Genomic DNA, 17,676 nt, shown 5'->3' on the forward strand with positions numbered 1-17,676 from the left:
TCTCCATGCCCAAGTGTTCAGGGCAGGGCATCGAACCAGTCGAGCACGGCCTGCCGCCACCCTATTGGCACCCCATGCCCGCCCTTGGTGAGCTTTAGCCGGATTGACCCTGCGGCGCACTCGGTCCAGTCTTTCTGCATGGAACCATCGTCGCCAAAACTGTTCTTGGCGCTTCCCATGCAATTGTTCGTGCGGCGCCAGACATCAACACCTTTCATGACGTTTCCCTGGGCAAAATCGATGCCCGCCCATGTCAATTCACGCCCTTCGAACGGAACCATCTGATCCTCAAGTCCGTGTGTGTGAAACAGATGAACGGGTGCCGCGCAGTCTTCGACCATGGGTTCCCAGAACGCCCCCGCCACGGAGGCGAACCCTTTGCCGATTTCCGGCGAAAAGCAGGCCAAATCCCAAACCATGGAACCGCCTCGGGAAAAGCCCGCGATCAGGATGCGGGACTGGTCAAGGCCGAAACGCCGCACCGCGTCGGCGCGCACGGCCGCGATAAAGGCAATATCGTCTCTTGCCCGGTCATATCCGTCGGCGACGCCCCAATCGAGCTTATCCACCTCGGGAAAAGGTTGGCCGCTGGGCATAATCACGGCAAAACCGCGACGGGCAAAAGGTTCTACGTAACCGGGATTCTGGATCATCACTTTGCCGGACCGACCCCAACCATGCAGCCAGATCACGGCAGGTGGTTCAATCGATCCCTCGGGTATGACGGCGTAATACTCGCCCAGTTCGGTCCCGCAAGGGTTGGCCGGGCCGCCACATGCGTCATCCAGGGCCGGCAGAATCCTCGGCGTTGCAACACTTAGAAGTATCGCTATGCCGATTGTCAGAAGCCAGCGAGGCATTTCGAGAAGCATCGCACGTACTCCTCTGTCGTTTCAACGCTTGATCTCATAGCATATAATTGCCCGGCTCAGAAGATTCCGCCCGGAAAACTCGCAAGCTCGACCCTTCCTCGCCATCTGAGACCTGCCGCCATATTCATACGATCACGCCGATCCGCCGAATACCCGTTCCATCCTCAATGGAGACATACAGTTCCCATCGGTGCCGACCACAACCGCCGATGGCCCGGCCACGTCGACCACGCCCATGCCTATCCAGGAAACACCGGTTCAGCGCGGCGTTGGCTGGTGTTCCGCTGCCCTTCCCCTTGCTCTTGTCTGCGTTATGTTGCACCAGAAGCGGATTCGTACCCTTTACCGGGGGCTCAGGACAAGGACGACGGGCATGGCCGATGGCGCAATGGACATGAATGCGAAACCCACCGAGGACATCTCGGTCATGGACGTGTTCGGGATCGACACACCGATGATGGTCAGGGGGTTCGCCGAGCGCAGCGACCGTGTGCCCGAGATCGACCATACCTATAAATTCGACCCCGATACGACGCTGGCTATCCTGGCCGGCTTCACCCACAACCGGCGGGTGATGATCCAGGGCTATCACGGCACCGGCAAATCCACCCATATCGAACAGGTTGCCGCGCGGCTGAACTGGCCGACCGTGCGGGTGAATCTGGACAGTCATATCAGCCGCATCGACCTGATCGGCAAGGACGCGATCAAGCTGCGCGACGGCAAGCAGGTGACCGAGTTCCACGAAGGTATCCTGCCCTGGGCGCTGCGCAATCCGACCGCCATTGTCTTTGACGAATACGACGCCGGCCGCGCCGACGTGATGTTCGTGATCCAGCGGGTGCTGGAGCATGACGGCAAGCTGACGCTGCTGGACCAGAACGAAATCATCACGCCAAATCGCTATTTCCGCCTGTTCGCGACGTCGAACACCGTCGGTCTGGGCGATACGACCGGCCTGTATCACGGCACCCAGCAGATCAACCAGGCGCAGATGGACCGCTGGTCGCTGGTGGCGACGCTGAACTATCTGAGCCACGACGCCGAAAGCGCCATCGTGCTGGCCAAGGCGCCGCATTACAACACCGAAAAGGGCCGCAAGATCATCGGCCAGATGGTGACCGTGGCCGACCTGACCCGCACCGCCTTTATGAATGGCGATCTGTCCACCGTGATGAGCCCCCGGACGGTGATCACCTGGGCGCAGAATGCCGAAATCTTCCGCAATGTGGGCTATGCGTTCCGTCTGTCGTTCCTGAACAAATGCGACGAACTGGAACGCCAGACCGTGGCCGAGTTCTACCAGCGGTGTTTTGACGAGGAACTGCCGGAAAGTGCCGCCAGCACGGCGCTGGGGTAAGCCCGCCGGCCAGAAAGCGGAATGCCGGACGCTGCCGCCCTTGAAATTCGTGTGCAGGTGGCGAATCCTTCCCCGTCCCTGTCCGAAGGGGCCAAGCTGTCGTGAAAGATGTGGCGAATGATTAAGAAACCCTCCGACAACCCCGCCGATCCGTTCAAGAAGGCCCTGGCCGAAGCCACCAAGGTGATGGCCAATGATCCGGATCTGACGATCAGCTATACCGCCGATCCCTCGGGCCTGTCGGGCGAGGCCATGCGCCTGCCCCATGTCAGCCGCCGGATGACCCGCGAAGAGGTGCTGCTGGCCCGCGGCACGGCGGATGCGCTGGCCCTGAACCGGAAATATCACAGCGAAAAGACCCATGCGCGCTATGCCCCGCCGGGCGACATGGCGCGCGATCTCTATGAGGCGATGGAAACCGCCCGCTGCGAGGCGATGGGCGCGCGCGACATGCCCGGCACGGCGGGCAATATCGACGCCAAGATCGGCAACGAGGCCCTGCGCCGGGGCTATGACCAGATCACCGAGGCCTCCGAGGCACCGCTGGCCACGGCGGCCGGCTATCTGGTGCGCCATCTGGCCACCGGCCGCAAAATGCCGGCTGGGGCCGAGAACGTCATGAACCTGTGGCGCGACTTTATCGAGACCAAGGCCGGGGGCACCTTGCCCGATCTGCAGGATACGCTGTCGGATCAGACCGCTTTTGCCAAATTCGCGCGGCAGGTGATCGCGGATCTGGGTTATGGCGACCAGTTGGGCGATGATCCGGACAGTCAGGACGACGAGGACGAGGACCAGGCCGAAGACGATCTGCAGGACGATCAGGATCCGGACAGCACCGGCCAGGACGACGATGACGACAATGTCGAGGCGGACCCCGAACAGAGCCAGGAGGATCAGCAGGACCAGAGCCAGGCACAGGTGACGGCCGAGGATCTGGCGGATCAGGAACTGGGCGAAGATGCCGAAATGCCCGAAGGCGAGGCGCCGCTGGAACCGCCGCCGCCCCAGCCGATCTCGGAGGCCGACCCCAACTACACGGTCTACAATGCCGATCATGACGAGGAAATCGCCGCCGAGGATCTGGCCGACCCCGTGGAACTGGAACGCCTGCGTGCCTATCTGGATCAGCAGCTGGAACCGCTGAAAGGCGCGGTCAGCCGGCTGGCCAACAAGCTGCAGCGCCGGCTGCAGGCGCAGCAGAACCGCAGCTGGGAGTTCGACCGCGAAGAGGGCATTCTGGATGCCGGGCGGCTGGCGCGCGTGGTCGCCAACCCGACCACGCCGCTCAGTTTCAAGGTCGAAAAGGACACCGAGTTCCGCGACACGCTGGTGACCCTTCTGCTGGACAATTCCGGCTCGATGCGCGGCCGCCCGATCTCGATCGCGGCGATCTGCGCCGACGTTCTGGCGCGCACGCTGGAACGCTGCAGCGTCAAGGTCGAAATCCTGGGCTTTACCACCCGCGCCTGGAAGGGCGGGCTGGCCCGCGAAGCCTGGCTGGCCGACGGTCGCCCGCAGCAGCCGGGACGCCTGAACGACCTGCGCCACATCGTTTACAAGAGCGCCGACGCGCCGTGGCGGCGGGCACGGCCCAATCTGGGGCTGATGATGAAAGAAGGTCTGCTCAAGGAAAATATCGACGGCGAGGCGCTGGAATGGGCGCATCGGCGCATGGTGCACCGGCGCGAGGCCCGCAAGATCCTGATGGTGATTTCAGACGGCGCCCCGGTGGACGATTCCACCCTGTCGGTGAACCCCGCCAATTATCTGGAAAAGCACCTTCGCGATGTCATCGCCATGGTCGAGAAACGCCGTGCCGTCGAGTTGCTGGCCATCGGCATCGGCCATGACGTCACACGGTATTACGACCGTGCCGTCACGATCACCGATGTCGAGCAACTGGCGGGCGCGATGACCGAACAGCTTGCCGGCCTGTTTGACAAGGATCCCAGGGCCCGGGCGCGGCTGATGGGCATACGCAGGGTCGGCTAGGCCGGTGGTTCAGTTGTTGCCGTAAAGCTTGTAGGTTTCGCCATAGCAAGCGCTCAGCAGGCCGGTGACGTTGGTCACCGATGTGACCTCGGTTTCGGTGTCGTCGAACGTCACCTGCCAATAGCTGAGCCCGATGAAATTGCCGTTGCGATCATGCGCATTGCTGGTGGCGCACAGGGTGGTGGCCCCGTCGTGGCGCACCGGGCGGGACAGCTCCAGCCCGACGATCTTTCCGGCGCCGCCGGCATTTTCCACCAGCGCATCCACCGCCAGATCGGGCAGTTCGACCTTTTCCTCGGTGCCTTCGGCCGACGCCGCATATGGCGCAAGGGCAAGGCAGGCGATACAGAGAATTCGCGTCATTTTCAGGGCTTTCCATTGTCCGGCAAAAGAGTAGCAAAGCCGCACGACCGCCACCAGCCCAAGCCGCCTATGGACATTTGCCCCCTGCCCGCTCAGGTTTCGCCGCAGATTGTGGAAACGGAGATGCGCCATGTTCCAGACATTCGAAGTCACCGCCCGCCCCGATCAGGGGCCGCCGCGGCTGGCGCGGTTGCGCGCGCAATTGCGCGACGCGGACCTGGATGGTTTTCTGGTGCCCCGCGCCGATGCGTACCAAGGCGAATATGTTGCCGACCGCGACGCCCGGCTGGCCTGGCTGACCGGGTTCACCGGCTCGGCCGGGTTCTGCGCCGCGCTGCGAGACGTGGCCGGGGTCTTCATCGACGGGCGCTATCGCACCCAGGTCAAGGCCCAGGTGGCCGACATCTTCACCCCCGTGCCCTGGCCCGATGTGCAATTGACGGACTGGCTGAAACAGCAATTGCCCGATGGCGGAAAGGTCGGCTACGATCCCTGGCTGCATACCGTGGCCGAGGTTGAGCGCTGGACGAAGGAACTGAAGGACAGCGGCATTGCGATGGTGCAGAGCGCCAATCTGGTCGACCGTATCTGGACCGACCAGCCCGCCGCGCCGACGCAGCCGGTCGCGGCCCACCCCCTGCAATTTGCCGGCGAAGCGGCGGCCGAGAAATGCGCACGTCTGGCCGCCGACCTGAGCGCGGCCGGGCAAAAGGCCGCGGTGATCACCCAACCGGATTCGATCATGTGGCTGCTGAACATCCGCGGCGCGGACATCGCCCGCAACCCGGTGGCGCACGGGTTCGCGATCCTGCACCAGGACAGTCGGGTCGATCTGTTCATGGCGTCTGAAAAACTGGCGCGTCTGGGCGACCATTTGGCCGACACCGTGAAGGTCTGCGCACCCGGTACGTTCATTGCCGCGCTGGCGGCGCTGGACGGCCCTGTCCGGGTCGACCGGAGCACGGCGCCGCAAAAGATCGCCGATGCGCTGGGTGCGGCGGCAGAGTTCGGCGACGATCCATGCGCTTTGCCCAAGGCACGCAAGAATGCGGCCGAGATTGCCGGCAGCGCTGCGGCGCATCTGCGCGACGGTGCCGCCGTGGTCGAACTGCTGGCCTGGCTTGACGACCAGCCGCCCGGCAGCATCACCGAAATCCGCGTGGTACGCCACCTCGAAGAGCTGCGCCGCCGGGACGACAATCTGCGCGACATCAGTTTCGACACCATCGCCGGAACCGGCGCCAATGGCGCGATCATGCATTACCGGGTGACCGAAGAGACCGACAGCGTGCTGCAGAACGGGCATATTCTGGTGCTGGACAGCGGCGGGCAATATCTGGACGGCACCACCGACATCACCCGCAGCGTCGCAATCGGCACGGTCGGCGCCGAGGAACGCGCCGCCTTCACCCGTGTCCTGCAAGGCATGATCGCCATGAGCGCGCTGCGCTGGCCCAAGGGGCTGGCCGGGCGCGACATCGAGGCGGTGGGCCGCATGCCGCTGTGGCTGGCCGGGCAGGATTTCAACCACGGGCTGGGCCACGGCGTCGGGGCCTATCTTTGCGTGCATGAAGGTCCGCAACGGCTGAGCCGCCTTTCCACGGTGCCGCTGCAACCGGGCATGATCCTGTCCAACGAACCCGGCTATTACCGCGAGGGCGCCTTTGGCATCCGCATCGAGAACCTGCTGGTCGTCCAGCCCGCGCCGGCCCTGCCTGGCGACGACCCCGAGCGCGAGATGCTGTGCTGGCGAACCCTGACCTTTGCGCCCATCGATCGCCGGCTGATCGTCACCGGCATGCTGACCGCTGCCGAGCGCGGCTGGCTGAACGCGTATCATGCACAAGTCGCCGAAAAGATCGGGCCGCGGCTGGGCGACAGGGCAAAAAAATGGCTGGATGCGGCCACTGCCCCGGTGTAAGGCCGGGGCAAGCTATTTGAGGCCTGTCCGCGGGCCGCAACGCGACTATGACCAAGGAGAAAGCAATATGGCCGATCACATCCGGGTCCGCAGGCTGGAGGGCACATGGAGCGTCCGCTCGGGCGGTGCCGTACTGGGAGAAACCCAGAACGCATTGGAGCTGAGCGAAGGCGATCTGGCCCCGGTGGTCTATTTCCCGCGCGCCGATATCGCCATGGCGATGCTGGACCGCACCGACAAGACAACCGAATGCCCGCACAAGGGCGTCGCGAACTATTATTCGATCGTCAACATGTCTACGACGGACGAGAACGCGGTCTGGACCTATGAGACGCCGCATGCCGCGGTGGCGGCCATCAAGGACCATCTGGCATTTTACCCAACCTCCCGGGTCCGCGTCGAACGGATCTGAGCGCAGGCGCCTCTGCCCGTCACGCGCCCCGCGTCAGGAATGCTCCTCGGCGGCGGTGGCCGCCAGCGCGCGATTATAGGCCTTGAGCGCATCGATATGAAACAGGGCGCCGACCAGTTCGGGTTGGTCATCCCCGTCACCGATCACCACCACCGGCAGGTACCCGTCCGTCCCCTGTTCCAGTTGCGGCAGCGCCGATTCAAGGGTGCTGGACGGGGTGATGCAGACCCCCTGGGCGATCAGTTCCGCGCAGCGTTCGACCAGCGCGGCATCCAGCTTGTCCGACGGGCGCATGACCGACCCGGCCTGGAACATCGACAGCAGATACGCCTGCGGCCCCTTGGCCACGTGAATGCCGCGCCGCTCCAGCTGGGTCAGGAAAAACGAGCGGTCCACCAGGCGGGACGCCAGGGCCGTCGACAGGCTGACTGACACCATCACGGCCAGTCCGATCTGCCAGTCTCCGCTGAGCTCGAAAACGATCAACGTGGTCGAGATCGGCGCGCCCAATACCGCGGCGGCCACCGCCCCCATACCGGCAAAGGCATAAAGCGTCGGAGTCCCCGAGACATCGGGCAGGATGCCGGTGGCGACGATGCCAAAGGCCAGCCCGGCCAGCGCGCCGACCATCAGCGAAGGCGAGAACATGCCGCCCCCCATCCGCCCGCCAAAGGTGATCGCGACGGCGGCGGTCTTCAGCACCGTGAACACGATGGCCTCGTTCAGCAACAGATCGCCCTTGAGCGCCAGCAGCGTGGNGCCGACCATCAGCGAAGGCGAGAACATGCCGCCCCCCATCCGCCCGCCAAAGGTGATCGCGACGGCGGCGGTCTTCAGCACCGTGAACACGATGGCCTCGTTCAGCAACAGATCGCCCTTGAGCGCCAGCAGCGTGGTTTCATAGCCCACACCGATGATATGCGGATACCAGATCGCCATGGCGCCCAGCAGCCCCCCGGACAAGGCCGGGCGCAGCCAGCGCGGAATGCCGAAACGGGCCTGCACATGGTCGCCCATATCCTCGGTCCAGAATGTCGCCCGCATCAACACCGCCGCGACAACGCCACAGAACAGGCCCAGCAGCAGAAAGGCCGGAAGTTCGACATAGAATTGCAGCGGTCCCGGCGTGATCAGGTTGAACTCGGCCACGTCGCCGAAATTCAGCCGGTTGATCACCGTGCCGGCGACGCTGGCGATGACGATGGGGGCAAAGGCATGCATGGCGAAATGGCGCAGCACCACTTCGAGCGCAAACAGCGCCCCGGCGATCGGGGCATTGAAACTGGCCGAGACGGCGGCGGCCACCGCGCAGCCCAAGAGGTCGCGGCCGGTGATGCCGTCGGCATGGATGCGGTTGCTGACCCAGGTCGCCACCACGCCGGCCATGTGTACGACCGGCCCCTCGCGCCCCGACGAGCCGCCGGAACTGAGAGTGATCAGCGAGGCGATGGCCGAGGCGATGCCTTCGCGGGTTTCGACACGGCCATCCCCCAGCGCCGAGCCTTCGATCACGTCGGCCACCGCGCGCACCCGTCCGTCGTCGGTGAACCGGTGCAGGATCAGACCGACGCACAGCCCGCCGACGATGGGAATGACCAGAACCCAGTACCAGGGCAGCCACAGCGCATGGCTGTGCAGGTATTGCACGTCATCAGTGCCATACAGCGCCGTTTGCAGGGCCGAGATGCCCAGGCGGAATCCCAGGGCGGCAAACCCGGCGGCGATGCCGATGACCAGTGCGATGAACCAGAACTGGATCTGGCTGGGTCCACGCTGGCGCAGCACCCGCACCCCGCCACGGCAGGCGGCAGCAGCCTGAACCAGTTGCTGCGAGAGGATCGCGCGAAGAGAGTCGGGCATGGGCGCCTCGGGAATGACCTTCCTACTGTTTAGGGCAGGCCCTAGCGGCGGGAAACCCCGCCTGCGCGCATCGCTGCGGAACCGATGCAGCCGCGCCGCGCAATCCGCCGGCCGCGCCGCTAGCCCGCCAACAGGGCGCGGGCAGCGGCCCGGGCCTCGTCGGTAATGGTGTCACCGGCCAGCATGCGGGCGATCTCGTCCACCCGGTCGGACGCGGGCAGATCGACGACGCGCGACAGGGTGATACCGTCGGTCACCTGTTTGCGCACCTGCCAGTGATGCGCGCCCCGGGCAGCGACCTGCGGGCTGTGGGTGACCACCAGAACCTGGCCGCCGCGGGCCAGATCGGCCAGCCGCCGGCCCACCGCATCGGCGGTGGCGCCGCCGACACCGCGGTCAATCTCGTCAAAAATCATGGTCAACCCGCTGTCCGGCCCGGTCAGGCAGACCTTGAGCGCCAGCAGGAACCGGCTGAGTTCGCCGCCCGAGGCGATCTTGTTCAACGGCCCCGCCGGCGCGCCCGGATTGGTGGCCACGGTGAATACCGCTGTGTCGCGCCCCTCGGGGCCGGGATCGGCGGACGACAGGACGGTGCGGAAATCGGCCCGCTCCATCTTGAGCGGCGCCAGTTCGGCCATGACCGCCTTGTCCAACGCGGTCGCGGCGGTGGCGCGGGCCTGGCTGAGCCGGGCGGCCGCGGCATCATACGCGGCCTCGGCGGCCTGCAAATCCGCCCGCTGGCGGAACAGATCCGCGTCGCCCTGATCCAGCGCCGCCAGCCGGTCCCGCAGGGTAACGGCAAAGGCGTTCAGATCGTCAGGTGCCGTGTCGTGCTTGCGCGCCAGCGCCCGGATCGCGAACAGGCGTTCCTCGGTGGCCTCCAGTTCATGCGGATCGAAATCCAGCGCCTCCAGACTGGCCTCGATGCCCGATTGCGCCTCGCCCAGCTCGATCATCGCCCGGTTCAGCGCCGCCAGCGGCGCATCCAGCGTGCCGTCGGCGCGCTCGATCACGCCATCCAGCCAGCGCAGCGCCTCGCCCATGGCCCCTTCGGCCCCCTTGCCGCCCAACAGCGCATGGGCGCGCACCACGTCGTCGCGGATGCGCGCCGCCGCCTGCATCTTGCGGCGGCTGGCATCCAGAGTCGCGTCTTCGCCCGGTTGCGGGTCGAGCTGGTCCAGTTCCGCCACGGCATGGCGCAGGAACTCTTCTTCGGCACGGATCGCCGCCAGCGCCGCCTCGGTTTCCGTCACCGCCCGCCGCGCCCGGCCCAACGTGGTCCAGGTGCCGCGGGTCTGGTCGCGCTCGGCGTTCAGACCGCCAAAGGCATCCAGCAGCGCCCGGTGCCCGCGCGGATCCAGCAGACCGCGGTCGTCATGCTGGCCGTGCAGTTCGACCAGAGTGTCGGACAGGGCCCGCAGCACCTCGCCCGAACAGCGCCGGTCATTGACCCAGGCCGTCTTGCGGCCATCGGTGCTGTTGATGCGGCGCAGGATCAGTTCGTCGCCGCCGGGCAACCCGGCCTCGTCCAGAACCGCGTGCGCCGCATGTTCCGGCGGCAAATCAAACACCGCGACCACCTCGCCGCGTTGCGCCCCCTGGCGCACCAGTTCGGCGCGCCCGCGCCAGCCCAGCACGAAACCCAGCGAGTCCAGCAGGATGGATTTGCCGGCCCCGGTCTCGCCGGTCAGCACGTTCAGCCCCGGCTGAAACGTCAGTTCCAGCCGGTCGATGATCAACATGTCGCGGATATCAAGTGCGCGCAGCATCTGAACCGTCTGGCAGACAAGGCACCCCCGCCGCCCCTAGAGCCACTGGCCCTTGATCGACTGGCGATAGATATTGCTCAGCCAGTTGTTGCCGCGATCCTTCATCTTCAGCCCCTGGCTGGTCAGCAACTGATAGGCGTCCTGATACCATTCCGAGGATTGGTAATTATAGCCCAGGATCGCCCCCGCCGTCTGTGCCTCCTCCACCAGGCCCAGAGACAGGTAGCTTTCGATCAGCCGGAACAACGCCTCGGCGGTGTGGCTGGTGGTCTGGAAGTCCTCGACCACGACGCGGAACCGGTTGATAGCCGCGGTGAAATGGCCGCGGCGCAGATAATAGCGGCCGATCTCCATTTCCTTGCCCGCCAGATGGTCAAAGGCCAGGTCGAACTTGAGAATCGCGGTGGTGGCATATTCGCTGTCGGGATAGACCTCGATCACCGTCCGCAGCGCCTGCAGCGCCTGAAATGTCAGCCCCTGATCGCGCCCGACCTCGTCGATCTGGTCATAATAGCTGAGCGCCAGCAGATACTGGGCATAGGCGGCATCCTCATCCGCCGGGTAGAAATCGATAAACCGCTGCGCCGCGGCGCGGCTGTTGGGATAGTCCTTACCCTGATGAAAGGAATAGGCCTGCATGATCAGCGCCCGTTTGGCCCAGCTGGAATAGGGGTACAGCCGTTCGACCTCGGCAAAGTAATAGGCAGCGTCATCAGTGCGGTCGCGATTCAACTCGAACTCACCGCGTTCGAAAATCTGTTCCGGCGAATAGCCGTCCAGAGATTGCGTGCGATCCGCGCGCAACGACGAGCCGCCGCCGCAAGCGGCCAACACGACCATGAGGAGAACGGTGCCAATGAATTTGGCCCTGGATTTGCCACCGATCATTCTAGACCAACCTCGTCACCTGTCGGGAACTCCCCGGATTGCGGTCGGGTCTAGCACAATAATTTCAGGTGCAAAACGCCTTATGGTCATCCGGTGTGCCGAACCTGAATGGCCGTTCAACTTGCGGCCTCAGGCCACCTGAGGGATTTCCGCCCAGACCAGCCCCTGGCCGGGCAAACGCTCGGCCTCTTGGCCATCGCAAACCACCATGCGCACCGCGCCGGGTGTGGCAAACAGTTCGCGCAGCAAGGTGTTGGTCAGCGAATGCCCGGCGCGCTCGCCGACATAACGCCCCAGAATCGGACCACCGGCCAGCGCCAGGTCCCCCAGAGCATCCAGCATCTTGTGACGCACGGCTTCGTCCACATGCCGGAACCCGCCGGGGCTGAGCACCTCGTCGCCATCCACAACGACGGCGTTCTCCAGTGTCCCGCCCAAGGCCAGGCCGTGTTCATGCATCGCATCCACATCCGCCTGCCGGCAGAAGGTGCGGCTGTCGCACAGTTCCCGGGCAAATGCACCGTTGCGCATGTCCAGAACCTTGCTTTGACGGCCGATGGCGGCGTCTTCAAAGTCGATATGGAACTCGATCTCGAAATTCTCCGACGGCAGCAGCGTGGCGCGGGCGCCGTCCTTTTCCACGGTCACCGGCTTGAGGATCTGCAGCGCGACCACCGGGGCCGCCTGGGCCTGAACGCCGCGCTCCATGATGCCGCGCACGAAAGGCGCGGACGAGCCGTCCAGAATGGGCACTTCGGGGCCGTCAATGTCGATCACCGCATTGTTCACGCCGCAGCCGACAAGGGCCGCCATCACATGTTCGACAGTCGAAACCGAGACACCGGCCTCGTTCAACAAACGGGTACAAAGAGGACTGCGCTCGACCCGGTCCCACAGGGCGGGAATCGTCGCGTTGCCAAGCAGGATATCGGTACGGCGAAAACGAATGCCGGTGCCAATAGGCGCCGGGCGCAGGACCATATGGGCGGCCGCACCGCTATGCAGACCGACACCATGAAATTCTACCGGGGCTTTAAGCGTATGTTGCAAGACGAGCCTCTAACCGTTTCTCCAGCCACGTTCGGGCCGGCGTGAACTCAGTTAAGCGGGGCTGGCGTCTGCCTCAACTCAATCTTTGCAACCGAATGAAACATGCATGTAACGAATCGGCAGAACCCTGCCGCATCCCGCTCATGCCATTGTTACAAAAGGAAAAAGGGCCACCGGAAAGTGGCCCCTCTAACGAGAATTGTGACAGGATCAGTTGGCCTGACGGCGCAAGAACGCGGGAATTTCGATCCGATCCTGATCCTGATCCACATCTTCCTGGGCCTGTGGGCGGGGGGCTGGCTGGTGCATCTGCGGCTGCTGGCGCACGGCCTGGACACCCCGTTCGGACGGGGTATCGCCAGCATGGCCGGTCATTCTGTTGATCAGCGAATTGACGCTGAAACGGGCCTTGTCGGCGCTGGCGGCGACACTTTGGCCCCGTTGCGGCGCTGACGGCACCTTTTGCGCCGCGACCTGCAGACGTTTCAGGGTTTCGGGCGACGGCGTGCCCGGGGTCGCCGCGCGCGGCGCAACAAATGCGGCAGGCTGGGATTCGACCTGTTCGCTGCGCGGCTCGAATGCCGGCATCTCGGGGCGATATGCCGGCGGCGGCAGATCGTCATCCGCGGCACGCTCTGGCGCCACCTCTTCGGCGCGCGGCTCGAACAGGTTCTCGACCGGCGCGTCCTCGATGACCGTGTCGACCGGCTGCTCGCGATCTTCAAACAGGCTCGGTTCCTCGGGGGCCTGGGCAGCCACGGCTGCCACTTGTTCCTGCTGCGGCTCCGGCGCTTCCTCTGCGGTGACGGTCGCGCGCAGCGGCGCCGACATCGAGCGGCGCGGCACCGGGATATCGGTGTTCACATCCATCGCATCGATGCCGGTGGCGACGACGCTGACCCGCATCAGGCCCTGCATGTCGGTGTCCAAAGTCGAGCCGACGATGATGTTGGCGTCCGGGTCGACCTCTTCGCGGATGCGGTTGGCGGCTTCGTCCAGTTCGAACAGGGTCAGGTCGTGGCTGCCGGTGATGTTGATCAGCACGCCCTTTGCGCCGCGCAGGCTGATCTCGTCCAGCAGCGGGTTGGCGATGGCCTTTTCGGCGGCCTGGATTGCGCGATCCTCGCCCTCGGCCTCGCCCGTGCCCATCATCGCCTTGCCCATCTCGTCCATCACGGCGCGCACATCGGCAAAGTCCAGGTTGATCAGGCCCGGCCGCACCATCAGGTCGGTCACGCCCTTGACGCCCTGATACAGCACGTCATCGGCCATCGAGAAGGCTTCGGTAAAGGTGGTTTTCTCGTTCGCCAGCCGGAACAGGTTCTGGTTGGGAATGATGATCAGGGTATCGACGACCTTTTGCAGGTTCTCGACCCCGTCTTCGGCCTGGCGCATGCGTTTGGCGCCCTCGAACTGGAAGGGCTTGGTGACGACGCCGACGGTCAATACGCCCAATTCCCGCGCCGCCTGGGCGATGATCGGGGCCGCACCGGTGCCGGTGCCGCCACCCATGCCGGCGGTGATGAAACACATATGTGCGCCGGCCAGATGATCGACGATCTGCTCGATGCTTTCCTCGGCCGCCGCGGCACCGACGCTGGCCCGGGCGCCCGCGCCCAACCCTTCGGTCACCTTGACGCCCAGCTGCACCCGGTTTTCCGAGGCGCTCTGCTGCAGAGCCTGTGCATCCGTGTTGGCAACCACGAACTCGACCCCGTCGAGCTGTTTTTCGATCATGTTGTTGACCGCGTTGCCGCCTGCCCCGCCGACACCGAACACGGTGATCCGAGGTTTCAAGTCGTCCTGTCCGGGCATCGAAAGGTTCAATGTCATCTGAGTTCCGCCTGTGCTGCCGACCCGCATTCGCGGGTATTTTTACGTTGTATTCTCCCGACTCTACCTGCCTGCATGTCGGGCGTCACCAAAAAAAACGTGAATTTGCCCCATTATATGGGCATTTCCACGCAAAAATCCGCGCGATCTGGATGTTCTGGCAAGATATTGCGTTTACCAATTGTCCTTGAACCATTTTACCGCCCGCCGCAGCGATCGCCGCGGATAGCGGTCGACCGGGATTTCAAAGTCCCACCATTCGTCCTGGGGATGGGCCGCGAACAGCGCCAGCCCGACCGCTCCGGCAAATCCCGGCCCGGTCGCGGCCTGCGGCAGCCCGTGCACCCGCAGCGGCCGTCCCAGCCGGACCTGCTGGCCCAGGATACGGCTGGCCAGCCCGTCCAGACCGGGAATCTGGCTGCCGCCGCCGGTCAGCACGATCTGCTGGCTGGGCAGGTGTTCGAACCCGGCCGCATCCAGACGGGCGCGCACCTCTTCCAGGATTTCTTCGACCCGCGGGCGCATGATGCCGATCAGTTCGGCGCGGCTGACGGTGCGCCGGTCATGTTCGTAATCCCCGGTATCGCCGCCGATCTCGATCATCTCGCGATCGTCCATGCCGGTGGCATGCACGCCCCCGTAAAAGGTCTTGATCCGTTCCGCATTCGCCGCCGGGATGCCCAGCCCCATCGAGATGTCGGCGGTCACGTGGTCCCCGCCCATGCGCACGCAATCGGCATAGATCATGTGCTTCTTCATAAAGATCGACACACCGGTTGCGCCACCGCCGATATCGATGCAGGCCGCGCCCAGTTCCTGCTCGTCCTCGACCAGCGCCGAGATGCCGCTGGCATAGGCAGAGCTGGCGATACCCGCCAGTTCGAGGTCGCAGCGCTTGACACAATGCACCAGGTTCTGCACCGCGGCGGCATCCACCGTTAGCATGTGCATGTCCACCGACAGGACCTGACCCAGTTGCCCGCGCGGGTCGTTTAGCCCCGAGCGGTGATCCAGCGCGAAGTTCACCGGCTGGGCATGCATGACCTCGCGGTCCGCGCCGAAATCCGGCACCTCGCAGGCGGCCAGCACCCGGGCGACCTCGCTTTCGGTCACCACCTGCCCTTCCAGCTCGACCTGGGCATCCAGCCCATAACTGCGCGGATTGGCGCCCGACAGGCAGGCGATCACATGATCGACCCGGATTTCGGCCATCTTCTGTGCGGCCTGCAACGCCGTGCGAATGGCGCGTTCGGTTTCCTGCATCGCGGTGATTTCGCCGAACTGAACTCCGCGCGACCGGGTGGTGGCGGCGCCGATCACGCGAAACCCGGATTGCCCGGCCAGCGAGCCGATCGAATTATCCTCGCTCAGCCGGCCGGGGCCGTCAAAGCGCAGCACCAGACAGGCGGTCTTGGAACTGCCGACATCCAGAATGGCGATGACCCCGCGTTGCAGCGCCTGTTGCCGCATCTGCCGCATCGCCCGTTGTGTGTGATAGAAATCTGCCATTCGTCACTGCCCGCTTGCGTTGATTTCCCGGATTCGCCACCAGTCCTGGACGGCGTCCGATGTCATTCTTAAGGTCGGCCGCGCCATCAGCCGCATGTCCACGACGGCGACGTCGCGTTCCAGCATGTCCTGCGCCTGCCCCAGGGCAATCACCCGTTCCAGCGCGCTGACCGGGTCGGCACCGGGCAGCAGGATGCGCTGATCGCGGTCCAGCACCACGTCCCAGCGCCGTTCGCCGACGCGCACCAACCCGCGCAGCCGGTCGCCCAGCGGTTCTGCCGCCTCGATCAGCGCCAGCGCCTCGGCGACCCGGTGTTCAGCACCCTCGCCGGCGATCAGGGGCAGATCGCCCCGGACCGAGCGCCGGGGAATGTCCTGGATATGCGCGCCGGTTTCATCCAGCAGTTCAAGCCCGGTGCGGGTGCGCCAGACGACGACGGGCACCCGTTCGGTCACGTCCACCTGCAGGATGCCGCCGGGCCGAACGCGCAGACCTACTGATTTCACTGGCGCCAGTTCCGCGATCCTGGCCCGGATCTGCGCCAGATCCAGATCAAAGGAACTGATCGGAAATTCCAGCGGCACCGCCTGGCGTATCGCGTCCGACAGGTTTGATCCGGCCCCATCGATGGCCATCAGGTTGACCATGAATTCCGGGCGTTCCTCGATGCTGGCGCGAATGTCCGACACCGTCAGCAGCAGCCCCTGCCGCCGCTCGGAATCCGCCAGATACCCCGTGACGGCGGCCAAAATCAGGGTAACCGGGACGCCGATGCGCAGCCCCAGGCGAATGCCCGGCGTCAGCATCCAGCGCTGCATGCGGTATCGCAGACGCGACGGTGCCGGATCGCGCGGCGGCGGGCTTACCGGTTGCATGACGCATCCTCGACCATCCAGCGGCACAAGGCACCAAAGCCGATCCCGATCGACGCGGCCTGTTCCGGGGACAGCGACGTCGGGGTCATGCCCGGCTGGGTGTTGGTCTCCAGCAGCACCAGACCGGCCTCGCCGCGCGCCTCGTCCCAGCGGAAATCGGTGCGGCTGACACCGCGGCACCCCAGAACATCATGCGCGCGCACGGCGTATTCCATACACAGGTCAAAAATCGGCTGCGGGATGTCGGCGGGCACCACGTGGCGCGAGCCGCCGGGTTTGTACTTGGCGTCGTAATCGTACCAGCCATCGGTCAGGATGTCGGTCACGGTCAGGGCCTTGTCCCCCATCACCGTGGTGGTCAGCTCACGCCCCGGGACAAAAGCCTCGACCATCACCTCTGCGGGCATGTCATCGGACAATTGCGGCGGCGCGTCGGCGGCCGCATTGACCAGATAGACCCCGACGGACGAGCCTTCGTTGTTGGGCTTGACCACATAGGGCGGGTCCATCACGTGTCCCGCCATCACCTGCGCCTTTTCGCAGATCAGACTGTGCACCACCGGCAGACCGGCGGCTTCGTAGGCCGCTTTGCTGCGTTGCTTGTCCATGGCCAGGGCCGAGGCCAGAACCCCGGAATGGGTATAGGGCAGGCCCAGCCATTCCAGCAGCCCTTGCACACAGCCATCTTCGCCCCAGCGGCCATGCAGGGCGTTGAACACCACATCCGGCGATGTGGCACGCAAACGGTCGCAGAGGTCTCGCCCTGCGTCCAGTTCCACGACTTCAAATCCTTCGCCCCGCAGAGCGGCGGCGCATTCGCGCCCCGTGGACAGAGACACCTCGCGTTCGGCCGAGGGTCCGCCCATCAATACCGCCACTTTCCGGGGGGTCCTGCTCGGCTGACCCACGACAAGTGCCTCTGTTTTCCCGGACCTTATGAATGGCCGGTGTTCTTTTCTCCCGCTTAC

General features: G+C 64.9%; 14 protein-coding genes. 4 read left to right on the forward strand and 10 right to left on the reverse strand.

The features are described 5' to 3' along the window. Nucleotides 1-17: 17 nt before the first annotated feature. The gene (locus tag ACFMPD_RS12700; RefSeq protein WP_380994881.1) at nt 18-872 is read right to left on the reverse strand and encodes a CE1 family esterase; all 855 of its coding nucleotides are present in this window, start codon (nt 870-872) and stop codon (nt 18-20) included. A gap of 373 nt (nt 873-1,245) precedes the next feature. On the opposite strand from ACFMPD_RS12700, the gene cobS reads away from it, so the two are divergent. Then, on the forward strand, nt 1,246-2,232 hold the full coding sequence (gene cobS / locus ACFMPD_RS12705; protein ID WP_380994884.1) for a cobaltochelatase subunit CobS: 987 nt from the start codon (nt 1,246-1,248) through the stop codon (nt 2,230-2,232). Nucleotides 2,233-2,352: 120 nt separating this feature from the next. After that, nucleotides 2,353-4,227: a cobaltochelatase subunit CobT gene (gene cobT / locus ACFMPD_RS12710; RefSeq protein ID WP_380995013.1), complete on the forward strand. Its 1,875-nt coding sequence runs from the start codon at nt 2,353-2,355 to the stop codon at nt 4,225-4,227. A gap of 9 nt (nt 4,228-4,236) precedes the next feature. Here cobT and ACFMPD_RS12715 read toward each other — a convergent pair whose 3' ends face one another. After that, complete coding sequence (locus tag ACFMPD_RS12715) at nt 4,237-4,590, reverse strand: hypothetical protein (protein WP_380994886.1); 354 nt, start codon at nt 4,588-4,590, stop codon at nt 4,237-4,239. Between the two features lie 130 nt (nt 4,591-4,720). Here ACFMPD_RS12715 and ACFMPD_RS12720 point away from each other — a divergent pair, with 130 nt between their 5' ends. Together ACFMPD_RS12720 and ACFMPD_RS12725 are read left to right on the forward strand one after the other, a co-directional pair. After that, nucleotides 4,721-6,511, forward strand: a complete 1,791-nt coding sequence (locus ACFMPD_RS12720) for an aminopeptidase P family protein (protein ID WP_380994889.1) — start codon at nt 4,721-4,723, stop codon at nt 6,509-6,511. A gap of 67 nt (nt 6,512-6,578) precedes the next feature. Continuing rightward, nucleotides 6,579-6,923 (forward strand): DUF427 domain-containing protein, encoded by a 345-nt coding sequence (locus tag ACFMPD_RS12725; protein ID WP_380994891.1) that lies wholly within the window; start codon nt 6,579-6,581, stop codon nt 6,921-6,923. Between the two features lie 33 nt (nt 6,924-6,956). Here the strand turns inward: ACFMPD_RS12725 and ACFMPD_RS12730 are convergent, their stop codons facing one another. From ACFMPD_RS12730 to ACFMPD_RS12765, 8 genes are all read right to left on the reverse strand, one after another. Beyond that, entirely contained in the window at nt 6,957-8,783 is a 1,827-nt protein-coding gene (locus ACFMPD_RS12730; protein WP_380994893.1) for a chloride channel protein, read from the reverse strand. A gap of 119 nt (nt 8,784-8,902) precedes the next feature. After that, the gene (recN, locus tag ACFMPD_RS12735; RefSeq protein ID WP_380994896.1) at nt 8,903-10,552 is read right to left on the reverse strand and encodes a DNA repair protein RecN; all 1,650 of its coding nucleotides are present in this window, start codon (nt 10,550-10,552) and stop codon (nt 8,903-8,905) included. Between the two features lie 36 nt (nt 10,553-10,588). Next, nucleotides 10,589-11,440, reverse strand: coding sequence for an outer membrane protein assembly factor BamD (locus ACFMPD_RS12740; protein ID WP_380994899.1), 852 nt, complete (start codon nt 11,438-11,440; stop codon nt 10,589-10,591). Nucleotides 11,441-11,569: 129 nt separating this feature from the next. Continuing rightward, nucleotides 11,570-12,490 carry a UDP-3-O-acyl-N-acetylglucosamine deacetylase gene (gene lpxC, locus ACFMPD_RS12745; RefSeq protein ID WP_380994901.1) on the reverse strand — a complete coding sequence of 307 codons (921 nt, stop codon included), beginning with the start codon at nt 12,488-12,490 and terminating at the stop codon, nt 11,570-11,572. A gap of 210 nt (nt 12,491-12,700) precedes the next feature. Continuing rightward, entirely contained in the window at nt 12,701-14,323 is a 1,623-nt protein-coding gene (ftsZ, locus tag ACFMPD_RS12750; protein WP_380994903.1) for a cell division protein FtsZ, read from the reverse strand. Nucleotides 14,324-14,497: 174 nt separating this feature from the next. After that, complete coding sequence (ftsA, locus tag ACFMPD_RS12755) at nt 14,498-15,832, reverse strand: cell division protein FtsA (protein ID WP_380994906.1); 1,335 nt, start codon at nt 15,830-15,832, stop codon at nt 14,498-14,500. Nucleotides 15,833-15,835: 3 nt separating this feature from the next. Continuing rightward, entirely contained in the window at nt 15,836-16,708 is an 873-nt protein-coding gene (locus ACFMPD_RS12760) for a cell division protein FtsQ/DivIB (protein WP_380994908.1), read from the reverse strand. Beyond that, nucleotides 16,696-17,574 (reverse strand): D-alanine--D-alanine ligase, encoded by an 879-nt coding sequence (locus tag ACFMPD_RS12765; protein ID WP_380994910.1) that lies wholly within the window; start codon nt 17,572-17,574, stop codon nt 16,696-16,698. Before ACFMPD_RS12765 ends, ACFMPD_RS12760 begins: the two co-directional genes overlap by 13 nt. Nucleotides 17,575-17,676 lie beyond the last annotated feature (102 nt).

The sequence above is a fragment of the Sedimentitalea sediminis genome, from assembly GCF_042687825.1.
In the GTDB taxonomy this organism is placed as follows: Bacteria; Pseudomonadota; Alphaproteobacteria; order Rhodobacterales; family Rhodobacteraceae; genus Sedimentitalea.

What these genes read in the sequence shown, in the direction of transcription:
- ACFMPD_RS12700 (WP_380994881.1), bottom strand. Translation starts at nt 872, where the DNA reads ATGCTTCTCGAAATGCCTCGCTGGCTTCTGACAATCGGCATAGCGATA.
- cobS (WP_380994884.1), top strand. Translation starts at nt 1,246, where the DNA reads ATGGCCGATGGCGCAATGGACATGAATGCGAAACCCACCGAGGACATC.
- ACFMPD_RS12715 (WP_380994886.1), bottom strand. Translation starts at nt 4,590, where the DNA reads ATGACGCGAATTCTCTGTATCGCCTGCCTTGCCCTTGCGCCATATGCG.
- ACFMPD_RS12720 (WP_380994889.1), top strand. Translation starts at nt 4,721, where the DNA reads ATGTTCCAGACATTCGAAGTCACCGCCCGCCCCGATCAGGGGCCGCCG.
- ACFMPD_RS12725 (WP_380994891.1), top strand. Translation starts at nt 6,579, where the DNA reads ATGGCCGATCACATCCGGGTCCGCAGGCTGGAGGGCACATGGAGCGTC.
- recN (WP_380994896.1), bottom strand. Translation starts at nt 10,552, where the DNA reads ATGCTGCGCGCACTTGATATCCGCGACATGTTGATCATCGACCGGCTG.
- ACFMPD_RS12740 (WP_380994899.1), bottom strand. Translation starts at nt 11,440, where the DNA reads ATGATCGGTGGCAAATCCAGGGCCAAATTCATTGGCACCGTTCTCCTC.
- ftsZ (WP_380994903.1), bottom strand. Translation starts at nt 14,323, where the DNA reads ATGACATTGAACCTTTCGATGCCCGGACAGGACGACTTGAAACCTCGG.
- ftsA (WP_380994906.1), bottom strand. Translation starts at nt 15,832, where the DNA reads ATGGCAGATTTCTATCACACACAACGGGCGATGCGGCAGATGCGGCAA.
- ACFMPD_RS12760 (WP_380994908.1), bottom strand. Translation starts at nt 16,708, where the DNA reads ATGCAACCGGTAAGCCCGCCGCCGCGCGATCCGGCACCGTCGCGTCTG.
- ACFMPD_RS12765 (WP_380994910.1), bottom strand. Translation starts at nt 17,574, where the DNA reads ATGGGCGGACCCTCGGCCGAACGCGAGGTGTCTCTGTCCACGGGGCGC.